The organism is Labilibaculum euxinicum (assembly GCF_009795715.1).
GTDB classification, from domain to species: domain Bacteria; phylum Bacteroidota; class Bacteroidia; order Bacteroidales; family Marinifilaceae; genus Labilibaculum; species Labilibaculum euxinus.
Map to the genome: position 1 here is coordinate 268,491 of NZ_WTCR01000003.1, position 16,563 is coordinate 285,053.

Consider the following 16,563-nt stretch of genomic DNA (forward strand, 5'->3'; position numbering starts at 1 on the left):
ATAATTTTATTTTGTTGGGATGAAGGAAGTTGCTTTAGGTATTGATATAGGTGGAACCAATACAGTTTTTGGCTGTATTGATTCGGAAGGGAATTGCTTGGTGACAGGAAGTTTGCCAACTCAAAAGCACGAGGCTATTGAGGATTATTTAGATGAATTGTTTGTTGAGGTTGAATCTGCTATGAATGGATCAGCTGATAAGATGCAGATAATTGGAGTTGGTATTGGTGCTCCAAATGCCAGTTTTTATTCGGGAACTATTGAAAATGCAGCTAATTTGCGGTGGAAGGGGAGTATCCCTTTAGCAGATTTAGTGAAAAAGAGAATAGATGTTCCGGTTATTATTACCAACGATGCCAATGCTGCTGCCATGGGCGAAAAGGTTTTTGGTGCTGCAAAAGGAATGAATAATTTCATTGTGATTACTTTGGGAACCGGATTGGGAAGTGGAATTGTAGTGAACGGCGATTTGTTATATGGTCACGATGGTTTTGCTGGTGAGGTTGGACATATGATTGTCCGCGCGAGTGGACGGGAGTGTGGCTGCGGACGTAAGGGGTGTTTAGAGACTTATGTTTCTGCAACAGGAGTGAAAAGAACTGTTTATAAGTTGTTGGCGCGCCACATGGGCGATAGTGAGCTAAGAGATGTTCCGTTTAGCAGGCTGACAGCAAAAATGGTTGCTGAAGCGGCCGGCAGAGGCGATTTAGTTGCAAAAGAAACATTTACATATACTGCAAGGATGCTGGGAGAGGTTCTTGCTAATGTTGTGGCTGTAACCAGTCCGCAGGCAATCTTTCTATTTGGAGGATTGACAAAGGCAGGAGATATTCTCTTTAATCCGGTTGCAGAAACACTCGAAAAACAACTTCTTTCCATTTACAAAGGGAAAATTAAAATATTAGCTTCAGGAATTGAGGATGACGCAGCGGTTTTAGGTGCAGCATCTTTAATCTGGAACAAAAGATAACCGATAGCTTTCAGACTTAGTTTGAAAGTTAACCCCTCGTGCCTGCATTTATGCAGGCACTTTTTGTTTGTAGAAATTGTTTCTACAAACTGTGGGAAAGATTCCACACATTTACGAACTGAAAATTGAAAAATTAGAATTGCCTGCCAGAGTGTATTGTATTGGTAATGAGTGATTAATTTGCTTTTGTGTTGTGGTTTTTAATTTGAATTTATTTCTGGCACAGATTTCTCATATTGATCTGTGAATTTGAATTGATGTAAACTTATTAAAATTAAAAATTATGAGAAAGTTAGTATTTGCACTCCTGGTATTACCTCTATTTACAGCATGTAATCAGAAAGAATTAAAGCAATTGCGTGAGCAAAATTCTCAACTGACTCAAATGGCTCAGGAAAAAGATTCTACTATTGATGATTTTGTTGAATCGTTTGATGTTATTGCGGCTAATCTGGCAATAATTAAAGAGAAAGAAAATATTATTTCTGTTAGTGCAAGTGAGAATCCAAGTGCCGGAAAAAAAGCGCAGATCGTTACTGATTTAGGTTTGGTTCGCGATCTTTTGGAAGAAAACAAGGCAAAGCTTGAAAGTCTGGATAAAAAATTGAATAACAGCTGGTACCAAAACTCAAAACTAAAAAAATTGATTGCTGGTTTAAAAGTACAAATTGAAGAAAAGGATAAATCAATTAATGCTTTATCGGAGCAGCTTGCACAGCTTAATGTTGAAGTTGACAATTTGAATGGTCAGGTTACTGAATTGAATGGAACTGTTGTTGCATTAAGTACTGAGAATGACAGCATCAATAAGACGATTGAAGAACGAACTGCCAATTTAAACACAGCACATTACGTAATCGGCGATATTAAGGAGCTGAAATTGAAGCAGGTTGTAACAAGTACTGGTGGTATTTTAGGAATCGGATCAACCAACAAGTTGAATCAGAAAATTAATCCTGAAAATTTCAACAATATTGATATTACTCAAACAACAACGATTCCTGTATCCGGAAGAAAAGTTAGTTTAGTAACATCGCACCCAAGTGATTCCTATCGATTTGAAGGAACTGATAAAGAAATTGAAGCAATCACAATTCTTGATCCTCATGAGTTCTGGAAAGCATCAAAATATTTAGTTGTTGCAGTGAAATAATAAAAACGAAAGAGCTTGGTTTTAGGCATCCCATTTTGGGGTGCTTTTTTTATTGTAGAAAAAGGGAGTCCGAAAAGTTCAATTTTATTGTCATTCTAAGCTTGTCGAAGAATCTTTGTGTTTGAATAACAGATGTTTCGTCCCGATAGATCACTCAACATGATATTTCCAAGTGGGAGCTTTACTTTTCGGACACACTCTTTGTTCTTATGTAATTTCAAAGTGTTTACTTACCAAATATTTTGCTGTTATATATTCTCGACACAATCAGTAATACAAGTGCGGTTGCAGCCATTCCAAATTGTCCGTCGGCAGCAACAAGATGAGCTCCGAGGGCTAAAACAAAATCAAAGAAAAATCCGGCGTAAGCCCATTCTTTTAAAAGTTTGGATTTGTTCGACCATATTGCCACGAGCCCCAAAATCTTGGCAATGGCTAAAGGATAAATTACGAATGTCGGAAATCCTAAAAAGGTAAACATTCCACTTACCACTTCATATTTCGTAAAATACAAACTTGCCGACATGAGCATAAGGCCCGATAATAGGCCGGTTGCAATCCAATAAATTATTTTGTTTCTTTTTTCCATCTGCTGTAATTTTTAATTTGCGGATTTTCTATGTAATAATTAAGTAATAGAAAAGTTAGTTGTTTTTCTTTAAATATCAGCATCTGTGTTTTGTAATCTGTTTCATCTGTAAATTTCCCGACCAATTTTGTTTATTCCTTTTAAAAATTTCGTTTATGAAACAATCAATAATCCTTCTCCTTGGTTTATTAATTAGTTGAAATGTCGTAACTTATAAAGACACCTCTTGCCTCTGTTAAGTGTATTGCCTGCACTCTTTTTTTTTGATTTGTGTTGAAACGGAATAATAAAATTGATATGGATAATCTACGGGAAGGAATTCAAAATCACATTATTGAATTGCAGTTGGAAATTGATAATATTTTTGCCCGAGGCCGTAATTCAGTAGTTTCGGAAATTACTGTCGGACAAATATACGGTGGAATGCGCGGATTGGTTGCATTGGCTTGCAACACCTCTTATGTTGATCCTTATTCGGGTCTTTATATCGGAAAGTATACAACAAATGAGTTTTCGGATAAATTACCTGAGGAAATATTTTTCCTTTTGAGTACAGGAAAATTTCCGGATAAGGAATCGCTTGCCGATTTTCAGAATGATTTGAATAAACGCGCCAAGGTACCGCAATACACGTGGGATGTGTTGCGCAGTCTTCCAAAAGACACTCATCCGATGACCATGTTGAGTCTGGGTATTTTGTCGATGGAAAATGAGTCTGTATTTAAAAAGGAGTATCGGAAAGGCTTACAAAAAGCAGATTATTGGAAATACACCTTGGAGGATGCGATGAATATACTTGCAAAGTTACCAGAGCTTGCAGCAGGTATTTATCGAATTCGCTTTGGCGACGGGAATTTAATTTCTTACGATTCAAATTTGAATTGGTCGGGTAATTTGGCACACATGCTTGGTGTTAATAATGATGAGGGTTTTGCAGATTTAATGCGTCTGTATTTGGTTTTGCATTGCGACCACGAAGGAGGGAACGTAAGTGCGTTTACATCGAGAGTTGTGAATTCCGCGCTTTCAGATTTGTATTATGCTGTTTCTGCAGGACTTAACGGTTTGGCAGGTCCGCTGCACGGATTGGCGAATCAGGAATGCCTTCGTTTTATTCTAAAAATTCACGATAAATTTGGGGCTGATCCGGATGAGGAAGTGTTGAGAGCATATATTCTGGATGTTTTAAATTCGGGTAAAGTGATTCCTGGTTACGGGCATGCTGTATTGCGGGTTACAGATCCCCGATTCACAGCTTTTATGAAATTTGGGGAGGCGAATTGTGCGAATAATCATTGTTTTAAGATTGCAAAGAAACTTTTCTCGGTTGTTCCGGATATATTAATGCATTACAAAGAAGGCAAAGTTGCCAATCCATGGCCAAATGTTGATGCCATGTCGGGTTCACTTCTGCATAATTACGGGTTGAATGAGTTCGATTTTTATACCGTTTTGTTTGGTGTTTCGAGAGTAATGGGTTTTTGCGCTCAGAATATCCTTGCCTTAGGATTGGGACAGCCAATTATCAGACCTAAAAGTGTGACCAATAAATGGGTAATAGATAAACTTGACGAGAATTAAAACTGAGAGAAGCGACTAGTGCCAATCGGGTTCTTATTTAAATTTTAAATGTCAATCGCACAGAATTTATTTCAGATTTCCTTAAAGTGATTATCTTTGCGGCTCATTTAAATTAAAGAGATGATTAGTGTAGATGCTTTAGCGGTAGAATTTGGAGGAACCACTTTATTTAAAGACATTTCCTTTGTGATTAATGAAAAGGATAGAATTGCTTTAATGGGAAAAAACGGGGCTGGTAAATCTACTCTTTTGAAAATAATTGCAGGAGCCGAAAGTCCTTCCCGGGGAAGAGTTTCAAGTCCTAAGGATAAGGTGATTGCTTATTTGCCGCAGCATTTAATGACAGATAATACCCGTACGGTATTCGAAGAAACAGCTCAGGCTTTTGCTTCCATTTTCGAGATGGAGAAGCAGATTGAGGAAATGAATGTGGAATTGGGTACGCGAACAGATTTTGAATCGGAGAGCTATTACAAATTGATTGAGGATGTTTCTGCTTTAAGTGAAATATACTATTCGATAGAAGAAATAAACTACGATGCCGAAGTTGAGAAAACACTGTTTGGATTGGGGTTTGTACGGGAAGATTTCACAAGACCAACCAGTGAATTTAGCGGTGGTTGGAGAATGAGAATTGAATTGGCAAAAATTCTTCTGCAAAATCCCGATTTGATTCTTTTGGATGAGCCGACGAATCACCTGGATATTGAATCGATACAATGGTTAGAGGATTTTCTGATTAATTCGGGAAAAGCCGTTGTTATTATTTCTCATGACAGGGCTTTTGTTGATAAAATCACAACACGGACCATTGAAATTACAATGGGTAGAATTTACGATTACAAAGTAAATTATTCTCAATATTTAGAGCTTCGCAAGGAGCGAAGAGTTCATCAGCAAAAAGCATTTGAGGAACAGCAAAAAATGATTGCCGATAATCAGACTTTTATTGACAGGTTTAAGGGCACGTATTCCAAAACACTGGCAGTTCAATCGAGGGTGAAAATGCTCGAAAAACTCGATATTGTTGAGGTTGATGAAGAGGATAATTCAGCACTTCGTTTAAAATTTCCGCCATCGCCTCGTTCAGGAAATTATCCTGTAATTATGGAAGATGTTGAAAAAACTTACGGTGATCATACCGTATTTTCGGGCGTAAATTTCACAATACAAAGAGGGGAGAAACTTGCCTTTGTAGGGAAAAACGGAGAAGGGAAATCTACTTTGGTAAAAGCCATTATGCAGGAAATTGAGCATGGAGGTAACTTAACGCTCGGGCACAATACAATGATTGGTTATTTTGCTCAGAATCAGGCTTCGTTGATGGATGAAAATTTAACGGTTTTTCAAACCATTGATGATATTGCCAAGGGAGATATTCGAACAAAAATTAAAGATATATTAGGCGCTTTCATGTTTGGAGGCGACAATTCAACAAAGAAGGTGAAAGTTCTGTCCGGTGGAGAAAAAACCAGGTTGGCAATGATTAAATTGTTGCTGGAGCCGGTGAATTTGCTGATTCTTGATGAGCCGACAAATCATTTGGATATGAAAACCAAAGATATTTTGAAGTCCGCCTTAAAAGAATTTGACGGAACTATTATTTTGGTTTCTCACGACCGTGATTTTCTGGATGGTTTGGCCGAGAAGGTATACGAATTTGGCAACAAGAAGGTGAAGGAACATTTGGGTGATATTTACTCATTCCTGAGCAAAAAGAAAATGGAGAATTTAAACGAACTGGAACGTAAGAATTAGATCAGTCAGAACAATACAATTATATTGAAGAGACGCCATCGCGTCTCTTTTTTGTTGAAACTCATTTATTGTTCTAACCATGAAATTACCTTTTCGCAATTTGGTTTTTCTTTTGGGAAAAGTACATCAATAAGCTTCCCATTTTCATCAATCAGGTATTTTTGGAAGTTCCATTTTATTTTCGAATCCATCACTCCATTTTTCGACTTTTGTGTCAGCCAGCTGTAAATTGGATGTATATCACTTCCTTTTACCGATATTTTTGACATCATGGGAAAGCTGACGCCATAATTCTTTGTGCAAAATTCTTTTATTTCTTCATCAGTTCCAGGTTCCTGCCAAAGGAAGTTATTTGCAGGAAAGCCTACAATTACAAAATCTTTATCCTGATATTCTTTGTACAATGCCTCTAATAATTCGTATTGCGGAGTAAATCCACATTTAGATGCTGTATTGACAATCATGATTTTTTTGCCCTTTAAATCGGCAAAATTAAACTCTGAACCGTCAATTGAAGTAACAGTAAATTGATAGATACTCTCTTGGGCAAAGCTCATAAAAGAAGTTGAAATAAGTAAGATACAGATGGTAATTATTTTTCGCATGGTATGATTATTTACATTAACGAGTCAACAATTTACCCCCTTTTTTGTTCCGAAACAAGATGAGAAATAGTAATGCATTTTTATTTTATGATGAGCTTGATTCTGTTTGTACAGTAGGCTGCAAAAAAAAAGAGCAACTGCTTGGTTGCTCTTTTCTCATTTAATATTTATGGATCTTAGAATTTCTCATCGTATTTGGTCCAGATTCCATCTCCAATTTTCCATGCTTTTTCAACCACTTCGTTTCCTAGTTGAATGGTTCTGTTGGTAAGGAATTCCAGTCTTTTTTTCTTGCTCAAACTCATGAATTGTTCATCAATTTTCGCCTGTTCTTCAAAATAGCTTTTTTGTAATGGAACAAACACCTTGTCAATATCGTGACGCATGTCGCCCCATCGCTGGGCAGATAGTGTGCCCAATCTGTTGAAAGCCCACCATGCAGAAGTGCGGGTATATCCCAATGTGCGGGCTTTTACTTTGTAGCTTTCGGCTAAATCTGTAGATCCCGAATAAACCGGAATATAAATTGAGCTTGCCACATTATCCTGCGCCAACCAAACAATTCCGCCAACTTCATCGGGCAGCCAATCACGACATTGAATAATCGTAGCATACATAGTATACCAACGGGCTATGGTTCTTTCTCCCAACTCATCCCATCCGCCATTTACACGAAACAATTTGTTCATATCGTAAGGCATAAAAGGATTTGCAAAAGGAGATATCACTTCGTTTCCGTCTTTATCTGCTTGTTTGATATTCTTCACAAAGTTATATGGAGTTCCTTCGTAGTAATCTTTAAAGATCTCCACCAATTTATTCATTGTTATTTTTTCATCCGGTTTTACCGAAAAAGGATAATCTTTGTCGTTGGCATCCAAATTCAGGGAAGGAGCTGCCATTGAAAGTACCCGCCATTCTCTTCTTCGTGAAGCCAGAGACAAACGACTCTCCGGTGCATAAGCGTAATTCCAGCGGAATGTTTCGCCTTCTTTCCACCATCCGTTTTCTTTGGCAACATCAAAAATATTCGCCGATGCCATAAAATAATCCGGATTTTTTAAATCAATCTCTTTAATGGTGCTGGCGTTCGCATTTACCGAAATGTGATCGTTCGGAACTCGTTGAGCAACCCAAACGGCTCCTACTTTTCCTTTTCCCGGACCCACAACCTCAAAATGCCAAACCTCTTTTTTATCAGCAATGGTAAGACACTCACCATAATCGCGCCAACCGTATTTTTTTAGTAAATCATCAGCCAAACTAATTGCTTCTCTGGCTGAAGAACATCTTTCCAGCATTAATTGCTGCAAACGCTGACAATCGATCAAACATTCTGTAGAGAACAATTCTTCATGACCTCCAAAAGTAGATTCACCAATGGCCAATTGTTTTTCGTTAATGCAAGGGTAGGCAGTATTCAGGAATTGGTAGGTTTTTTCAACCTGATCGATTTCTCCGATTTTTTTGTGCTGATAAGTTGGCATTGCCAAACTATCGCAGGCAGAGCGTTCAAACAACTCAAATTTATTTCCTTTGTCGTGTTTCTTAGCGGGAACAACATTCATCCATGCTCTTGTACGGTGGCTGTCATCGGTGTGAGATGTAATAACAGAGCCATCGGCAGTAGCCATTTTGCCAACCGTGATGGTGGTGCATCCTTCCGGAACACCGTTTTTCCAATCTGATTTGTCCTGAGCAACGGCAGAAAATGAAATTGACGCCATTAAAATGAACAAGCTCATTCTAAATTGTTTCTTCATAAGTTCGTGTTGTGTTGTTTAGCAATTGTGTTGTTTGTTCTTCTTTTCTATTTAGCGCCTTTCACTAAAAATATGCCCGAATCTTCAATGGTGATTAGTTTTTGTTTGTAAAGAAGACCGACCGCCTTTTTGAAGTTCTTTTTACTCATATTTAGAAGGTGATAAATATCTTCAGGTGAACTTTTGTCGTTTAAAGGAAGAAAACCATCTTCTTTCTTTAGCTGAGATAGAATTTGTTCTCCTGAATCAGGAATTTTGTTTTCGTAACCTTGTTTTTGAAGGCAAACGTCAATTTTTCCATCAGGACGAATTTTCTTAATATATGCTTTGCGCACATCTCCGCAGCGAACAGGTTCAAAAATTTCATTCTGATACAACATTCCTAATGCGTCGTTGCTAATCAATACCTGATAGCCTAAATCATTTCTTCTTCCGATCAGGATTTCTATTTCGTCGCCTTCGGCATACGAGGTTTCTACGTCTCTAAGTACGTTTTCTATTTTGGCTGTTCCAACAATCCGGCCGGATGCATTGTCCAGATAAACAAATATTAAGTAAGAATAACCAACCTGCATGTTGTCCTTTTGCTCACTAAACGGAACAAACAAATCTTTAGCGATTCCCCAGTCGAGAAATGCGCCCAAATTATTGACTGTTTTCACCTTTAAATAAGCAAATTCACCTACTGTAGCATAGGGAATAAGAGTTGTTGCAATAATTCGATTTTCCGAATCACGATAGATAAATACTTTAATAGTATCATCCAATTGGGTTTTAGGAGGCACATATCTGGTAGGTAAAAGAATTAAAGATTCATCTTCTCCCTGTAAATACACTCCAAAATCGACTATTTTAGCAACTTTTAACGATGCAAACTGACCAATCATACTCACAATATTATATTTTATCACTTTATCTGTATTGAATAAGAATCACTTACAGATGAAAGTGCGGTTTTACTACTTAAAAATTTAACACGGTAAATGTAAGCATCTTTTTACGAAATATTCGTTTGCATTGCCAATTCCCGAATTTCGAATTGAAAATGCTCTGCTCTATAAAATCTTCCTGGAAAAGAGCATTAAATCGAACTGACTTTGCAGAATGAGGCATGTTGTACAGCAGATTTGTGAAATCGAAAAAATTGATCTGGGTATTTAAGCTCAATCAATGCTTAACAGTAGTTGTTATCGGTTAAATGTAAATCATTTTACAGGCTGTATTTCTGCGAGTGCCTATTTCAGTACTTTTTTTGTGATTTGTTATGTGAAGATTGCAATTTTCGTTATCGATTGCAGTTTCTACATGTTATTATTAAAGAAAAAAATCATTAATGTTCTTGGGTATAAACACCCACTAAACGGTGTATTGTACAACATACAGCGAATAATACAGAAAAATTTCTCCAATGAAAAATTGTTTTTATTTTTGATGCAGAATTAAATCGCATTGATTCGATTCCAATTTTAAGCAACTCTCTCGAGTATTAAATGGGAATAAAAAATTAACAAGTCAGGGTATGAAAAAAAGGAAGTTATTAGTTAGAGATCTTACATTAAGAGATGGTCAGCAATCTCTTTTTGCTACAAGAATGCCACAGGCAGAAATTGAAAAGGTATTACACCTGTATAAAAAGGCCAATTTCTATGCAATGGAAGTTTGGGGTGGTGCAGTTCCTGATTCAGTTATGCGATACCTTAATGAAGATCCATGGTATCGTTTGGAGTCGATTAAAGAAGTGATAGGCGATGTTTCCAAACTTACCGCTCTATCCCGTGGTCGTAACCTTTTTGGATATAGTCCTTACCCGGAATCAGTAATCGAAGATTTCAATACTCAGGCGGTTAAGTCTGGATTGGGAATCATGCGTATTTTCGATTGTTTGAATGATATCGAAAACATGAAGTCTACTATTAAGTATGTGAAAGCTGCTGGTGGTATTGCTGATTGTGCAGTATGTTTTACTGTTGATTCTAAATTTCCTACCAAAAAAGAAGATCTTGAAAGATTAACAATAAAGAACCTTCCTGATCAGATTTTTGATCTGAACTACTTTGTTGATATGGCTAAGAAGCTTGAGGCTTTAGGTGCCGATATGATTTCATTAAAAGATATGGCTGGATTGGCTTCTCCTTCGTATGCTGGTCAAATCATCCGCCGTTTTAAAGAAGAATTAAATATTCCTGTAGATTTCCATTCACATTCTACACCAGGTTACGGTTTGGCTTCTGCTCTTACTGCAATTATCAATGGCGTTGATATCATCGATACCAATATCATGAATTTTGCAGGTGGATCTGCAGCGCCGGCTTACGAATTGATCTACATTTTCTGTCAGAAATTAGGCATCGAACTGGATGGTGATGCTAAGACCGTTGTTGAGATCAACAAAATTCTGAAAGAGATTCGTATGAATGCTTTAGCTGATGTTGACAGCTACAAGCAGTTCCCTATTGAATTTGATATTACAAAAGATAAATTGCCTGCCAGCATCGATCAGTTATTCGATGATGCGATTAAGTATGCCAAAGCCGATAAGGAAGAGGAACTACTTGTTGCATGTCATGCAATTGAAGCATATTTTAATTTCCCGGCTCCGAACCAAATGGTTAAGGATGCGGAAATTCCCGGAGGTATGTATACCAACATGCTTAACCAGTTGAAAGCTTTAGGTTTGGAAACCCTGTTAGAGAGAGTGCTGGAAGTGGTACCGGTGGTTCGTTTGGACGCTGGCTGTCCGCCACTGGTGACCCCTTCTTCTCAAATTGTTGGTGTTCAGGCTGTAAACTGCGTAATTGATGAGAATTCAGGACGTCCGTTCTATACCAATGTATCGAATCAGTTCTTTAATTTGGTAAAAGGAGAGTATGGAACAACTCCAATCGAGATTGCTCCTGAATTCCGTAAAAAAATTACCGGGAAAGCTGAAAAAGTAGAATACGATGTAGATGCTTATGTGTCTCCTGAAAATCCAACATTGCCGCAGTACGGAAACGTGAAGTTGGCGAAGGATAATAAAGAATTCATGTTGCTTGAGTTGTTCCCGTTGGTAGCTAAAGGTTATCTGGAAGGAAAGCGTAAAGCAGAATTCGAAGCTCAAAGAGAAGTTAACCGCAAGAAAATTGCAGCAGAAAGAGCTGCTATTAAACGTACAGGTAAACTAAAGATTCGTGATCTTACCCTTCGTGATGGTCAGCAGTCATTGTTTGCAACACGTGTACCTCAGGCTGAAATAGAGAAAGTGCTTCCGATGTATAAGGATGCCAACTTTTATGCAATGGAAGTATGGGGTGGTGCAATTCCCGATTCAGTAATGCGTTACCTGAACGAGGATCCATGGCACCGTTTGGAGTCAATCAAAGAAGTGATTGGTGATGTTTCTTATCTAACAGCTCTATCCCGTGGTAGAAACCTGTTCGGATATTCTCCATATCCTGAATCAGTAATCGAAGGTTTCAACAGAAATGCAGTGAAATCCGGTTTGGGTATCATGCGTATCTTCGACTGTTTGAATGATGTGAAGAACATGGAAACCACCATCAAATACATGAAAGAAGCCGGAGGTATTGCCGACTGTGCGGTTTGTTATACTGTTGATCCTAAATTTACAGGAAAACAAAGATGGAAAGCATTGCTGTCCGGAAAGAGATTGCCTAAGAAGATTTTCGATGTAGATTACTTCCTGAACAAGGCAAAACAGATGCAGGCTTTGGGGGCTGATATGATTACCGTGAAAGATATGGCTGGATTGATTCCACCATCATTGTCAGGGAAAATTATCAGAAGAATGAAAAATGAATTGAATGTACCAATTGATTTCCATACTCACTGTACTCCTGGTTACGGATTAGGTGCTGTTTTAATGGCAATTGTTAACGGTGTTGACATTGTAGATACAAACATTCTGAACTTTGCAGGTGGACCAGCTGCTCCGGCATTCGAAATCATTCAGATTTTTGCTGATAAGTTAGGTTTAGACACAGGTGTGAATTTAGATGCTGTTGTTAAAATTAATGCTGAATTAAAGGGAATCCGCAGTCGGATTGCAGAATTCGATTCATACAAAATGTTCCCGTTGGAATTCGATATTACAGCTGATTATCTTCCAAAAGAGATTGATGCATTGTTCGATAAAGCGATTGAATTAGCGAAAGCAGATAAAGAAGCAGAATTGTTAGACGTATGTAACGCTATCGATAAATTCTTCAACTTCCCTGCACCAAACGAAGAAGTAAAAACAGCTGAGATTCCAGGTGGTATGTATACCAATATGTTGGCTCAGTTGAAAGGATTGGGATTGGAAGATTTGCTGCCAACAGTACTATTGAAGGTACCCGAAGTACGTGTTGCTGCAGGTTGTCCTCCATTGGTTACTCCATCATCACAAATTATTGGTGTGCAGGCAGTAAATTATGTGTTGGATGTGAACAGCGGTAAAGCTCCTTATACAAACGTAAACAACCAATTCTTCAACCTTGTGAAAGGTGAATATGGCGAAACTCCAATCGAGATTGATCCGGAGTATCGTCAGAAGATTTGCGGACAGCGTGATGCTACAGCTTTCGATGTAAGCAAATACAAATCACCAGAGAATCCTATATTGGAAGAGTTTGGTGGCGTTAAGCTTGCTGAGAACGAGAAAGAAATGTTGTTGTTGGAATTGTTCCCAACAGTTGCAGGTCCTTTCCTGAAGAATCGCAAAGCGGATGCTTACTACGCAAAAGTAGAAGCTGAAGAGAATGAAAAACAAAGAATCATCGACGAGCAAAAAGCTGCTTACAAGGCAATTCCTGCTGAGGAAAAGCGAGCAATGCTTTTGAGAGGATTATATAGCTTGGGTGGAACTTCAGAGGAGGCGACTGGTGAGATTACTCAACCGGAAGAAAAAGAGTCTCGTTTGGATCTTAAAACCAAGGAAATGCTGAATAGGATGAAACCTAAAAGCAAATTAGTAGGATAAAGTTTTCTCTTTATATACGCAACCTTAAAAAGTGCTGCTCTTCGGAGTGGCACTTTTTTTAGTTTCCAGTAAATAGTATTGTTGATGTACTATATTGAAAAAGGACACTTTCTCGCCCTGCCACATCTATCGAGCTGCGACTGCAATAGTCGTACTACTACGACCACAACGGTCGTGCTACTACGACTACAACGGTCGTGCTACTACGACTACAACGGTCGTGCTACCACGACCACAATAGTCGTAAGTGAAGGACAAAAGGAGAGTGTATTGATATTTTGTTTGTGTTTGGTTCAGGTTGTTGTAAAACAGGGTGTTGTGTATTTGTTTTAAATTGGGTCAATCTTTTTAAGATTTGACAAAGGAGAATGGTTCTGGTATAGGTTTGCCAATTTCAAGATCTATTATGCATTTACATGATGGCAAAATTAGTCTTGGGTCTGTTTATGGCGAAGGCACTAAGGTATCTATTGTATTTAGGAATACTCATCGATGAATTCTTAGTGCAGAATTTCAAAATAGATTTACCTCTATGTCTTTTCAGCAATTAAAATTATTGTTTTGCAACCAGTTTAAATGAAAATAAATTGTTCGGTAAGTACATGTGATCGCTAAAATATGATAGTTTTGTGAAATGAAAGAGCAGAACACACTACGATCGAGCATATTGGAGTTGCTATATAAGGGAGAACCTGAGGCAGTAATTTTGAATGAAATTGTAAAACAGGCTCAGGATATTTCTCATGGTTCAATTTGTTCAATTCTGTGCATTGATGAGGAAGGAAAGCACTTATTATTGGGAGCTGCACCCGACTTACCGGATTTTTATAATAAAGCAGTAAGTGGTCTTCCTATTGGAAATGGAATGGGATCATGTGGTACAGCAGCTTATACAGGCGAAAGGGTTACTGTAGAAGATATTAATAGCCATCCTTATTGGAGTAGCTTCAAAAGTATTGCAAAAGATGCAAATTTAGGATCTTGTTGGTCGGAACCGATTAAAGATGCTTCGGGTAAAATTCTTGGGACTTTTGCCATTTATCATCGTACACCCAATATTCCCAAAACAAAAGATATCGAGTTAATTTCAGAATTATCGGATTTAACTGCAATTGTACTTGATCGAGGTAAAATTATTAGGCAATTAGCAGAGACTGAAAGTAAATATAAAACTTTAGCAGATGCCAGTAATGAAGCCGTTTTTATTGTTGATGAGGATAAGATTGTTGAAATAAATACTCGGGCTGAAGTAATGACTGGGTATTCTGAATTGGAATTATCGGGTGTTTCTATTTTTAGTTTTATTGAGAAAGAGCACTGGATCGTTTCGCTTGATGAAAAATCTAGAAATTTTCGTCATAAAATTCAAGCGATCGGTACTAAAAAAGATGGTTCAAAGATAGATGTGGTTGTTCGAATTAAGAATTCTACATTTAAAGGTAAGGTAATATGTTTGCTTTCCATTCGTGATGTTACCAATTATAAAAATACCAAGACCGAATTGCTTAAGTTATCCCAGTCCGTTGTACAAAGTCCGGTTTCTGTTGTAATTACAAATTGCGAGGGGAATATTGAGTATGTAAATCCAAAGTTTAATGAACTTACCGGTTATTCTTTGGAAGAAGTAATTGGACAGAATTCTCGCATCTTGAGCTCAGGAAATAATCCAACTGATTTATATGAATCGTTGTGGAAAGCAATAAGATCCGGTAAGGAGTGGAGAGGAGAGATTCAGAATAAGAAAAAAAACGGAGAATTATTTTGGGAGTTTGCAACAATATCACCCATAAAGGATGAAAGAGGGCAAATTATTAGTTTTATAGCAGTTAAGGAAGATGTTACAGAACGAAAGAGACAAGAACAAATTAAGAAGATTATATTAAATATTTCGAACGCTGTCTTTTCGCAAAATACATTGTTTGAATTTATTCAGTTTATTAGGGAAGAATTGTCTTCTATAATTGATACAACAAACTTTTTTGTTGCATTATATGATGACGAAACGGAGATGTTTAGCCTGCCTTTTCATGACGATGAACATGATTTGTTCAAGGAATTCCCTAAAGGCAAGACTATTTCCGGCTGGGTTGTTGATCATGAAACGGCACTTTTGGCAACAGCTGAAGAATTGGATGAGTTAGGAGCCAAAGGAGAAGTGGAACTTAAGGGAGAACCTTCCAAAATTTGGCTCGGAATGCCTCTTAAGGGAAAAGAAAAGGTGATTGGTGTTTTGGTGATTCAAAGTTACGAAGACGAGAATGCTTTTTCTGAAGGAGACAAGAAGATGCTTGAGTTGGTTTCGCATCAGATTAGTATTTCTATCGAGCAAAAAAGAACCGAACAGGAATTGTATAAAGCTTTACATGACGCAAAAGAATCGGATCGTTTAAAGTCGGTTTTTTTAGCCACTATGTCACATGAATTACGTACCCCCTTAAATGCGGTAATAGGGTTTTCGGGATTGGTAGATAATGAAGTTGATATTGAAACGGCAGTTGAATATTGCAAAATGATTCATCAAAGCGGACATAATCTATTAAATATTGTAGAAGATCTGTTCGATATTAGTTTAATACAATCCGGTGCGGTTAAAATTAAACATGAAGATTACAACCTCTTAAATTTGTTTTATGAAATTGATGCTGTAATTCATGTTGAGAGGAATGTGCTTGAAAAGGAACATATTGAATTGATATTAAACCTTCCTCCTAATTTTTCGGATTTTATTTTAAATACTGACCCACATCGTTTTAAGCAGGTATTTCTGAATTTATTAAAAAATGCTTTGAAGTTTACTGATAAAGGAAGTATTGAATATGGCGTTATGAACGGAGATGTGAATTCGGAAAGGGTACTTCATTTTTTTGTAAAGGATACAGGAATTGGAATTCCAGAGGAGGTACAGGAAAGTATTTTTGGCTTGTTTAGACAGGCTAATGAAAAGCTTTCGAGGAAATATAATGGAGTTGGAATCGGATTATCTATTTCAAAGAGTTTAACTGAATTATTGGGAGGTAAAATTTGGTTTGATTCAACATATGGAGAAGGATCTACTTTTTATTTTACACATCCCATTAAATGAGCTAAAACCATTCAATAACAGGATCAAAATTCTAAGGTTCTTTTATTAGTTATTTCCCGTTAAGCTTTTTTAACCAATTTTAGCAGGCAATTCGTCAAACTA

Annotated in this window: 11 protein-coding genes; 7 read left to right on the forward strand and 4 right to left on the reverse strand. The window is 37.4% G+C overall.

The genetic code is table 11. The annotated features are described in order from the left end of the window. Window positions 1-19: 19 nt before the first annotated feature. Together GQR60_RS04995 and GQR60_RS05000 are read left to right on the forward strand one after the other, a co-directional pair. Complete coding sequence (locus GQR60_RS04995) at window positions 20-970, forward strand: ROK family protein (protein ID WP_124991875.1); 951 nt, start codon at window positions 20-22, stop codon at window positions 968-970. A 283-nt stretch (window positions 971-1,253) separates the two neighbouring features. Beyond that, window positions 1,254-2,123, forward strand: a complete 870-nt coding sequence (locus GQR60_RS05000) for a Cbp1 family collagen-binding glycoprotein adhesin (RefSeq protein WP_124991876.1) — start codon at window positions 1,254-1,256, stop codon at window positions 2,121-2,123. Window positions 2,124-2,349: 226 nt separating this feature from the next. On the opposite strand, the gene GQR60_RS05005 is transcribed toward GQR60_RS05000, so the two are convergent. Continuing rightward, window positions 2,350-2,712 carry a DoxX family protein gene (locus GQR60_RS05005; RefSeq protein WP_124991877.1) on the reverse strand — a complete coding sequence of 121 codons (363 nt, stop codon included), beginning with the start codon at window positions 2,710-2,712 and terminating at the stop codon, window positions 2,350-2,352. Window positions 2,713-3,009: 297 nt separating this feature from the next. Here GQR60_RS05005 and GQR60_RS05010 point away from each other — a divergent pair, with 297 nt between their 5' ends. Continuing rightward, window positions 3,010-4,293, forward strand: coding sequence for a citrate (Si)-synthase (locus tag GQR60_RS05010; RefSeq protein WP_124991878.1), 1,284 nt, complete (start codon window positions 3,010-3,012; stop codon window positions 4,291-4,293). Between the two features lie 120 nt (window positions 4,294-4,413). Further along, complete coding sequence (locus tag GQR60_RS05015) at window positions 4,414-6,051, forward strand: ABC-F family ATP-binding cassette domain-containing protein (protein WP_101310680.1); 1,638 nt, start codon at window positions 4,414-4,416, stop codon at window positions 6,049-6,051. 65 nt (window positions 6,052-6,116) lie between these two features. Here GQR60_RS05015 and GQR60_RS05020 read toward each other — a convergent pair whose 3' ends face one another. The 3 genes from GQR60_RS05020 to GQR60_RS05030 all read right to left on the reverse strand — a co-directional run bounded on the left by GQR60_RS05020 (window position 6,117) and on the right by GQR60_RS05030 (window position 9,330). Further along, the gene (locus tag GQR60_RS05020) at window positions 6,117-6,656 is read right to left on the reverse strand and encodes a glutathione peroxidase (protein WP_124991879.1); all 540 of its coding nucleotides are present in this window, start codon (window positions 6,654-6,656) and stop codon (window positions 6,117-6,119) included. A gap of 176 nt (window positions 6,657-6,832) precedes the next feature. Next, window positions 6,833-8,419 carry a dipeptidase gene (locus GQR60_RS05025; RefSeq protein WP_124991880.1) on the reverse strand — a complete coding sequence of 529 codons (1,587 nt, stop codon included), beginning with the start codon at window positions 8,417-8,419 and terminating at the stop codon, window positions 6,833-6,835. Window positions 8,420-8,466: 47 nt separating this feature from the next. Then, a complete protein-coding gene (locus GQR60_RS05030) occupies window positions 8,467-9,330 on the reverse strand; it encodes a CvfB family protein (protein WP_197092830.1) in 864 nt (287 codons plus the stop codon). A 608-nt stretch (window positions 9,331-9,938) separates the two neighbouring features. On the opposite strand from GQR60_RS05030, the gene GQR60_RS20050 reads away from it, so the two are divergent. The 3 genes from GQR60_RS20050 to GQR60_RS05040 all read left to right on the forward strand — a co-directional run bounded on the left by GQR60_RS20050 (window position 9,939) and on the right by GQR60_RS05040 (window position 16,461). Continuing rightward, the gene (locus tag GQR60_RS20050; RefSeq protein WP_225441344.1) at window positions 9,939-13,379 is read left to right on the forward strand and encodes a hypothetical protein; all 3,441 of its coding nucleotides are present in this window, start codon (window positions 9,939-9,941) and stop codon (window positions 13,377-13,379) included. Between the two features lie 355 nt (window positions 13,380-13,734). Further along, entirely contained in the window at window positions 13,735-13,875 is a 141-nt protein-coding gene (locus GQR60_RS20365) for an ATP-binding protein (protein WP_124991881.1), read from the forward strand. A gap of 138 nt (window positions 13,876-14,013) precedes the next feature. Then, window positions 14,014-16,461 carry a PAS domain S-box protein gene (locus GQR60_RS05040; RefSeq protein WP_124991882.1) on the forward strand — a complete coding sequence of 816 codons (2,448 nt, stop codon included), beginning with the start codon at window positions 14,014-14,016 and terminating at the stop codon, window positions 16,459-16,461. Window positions 16,462-16,563: the final 102 nt, after the last annotated feature.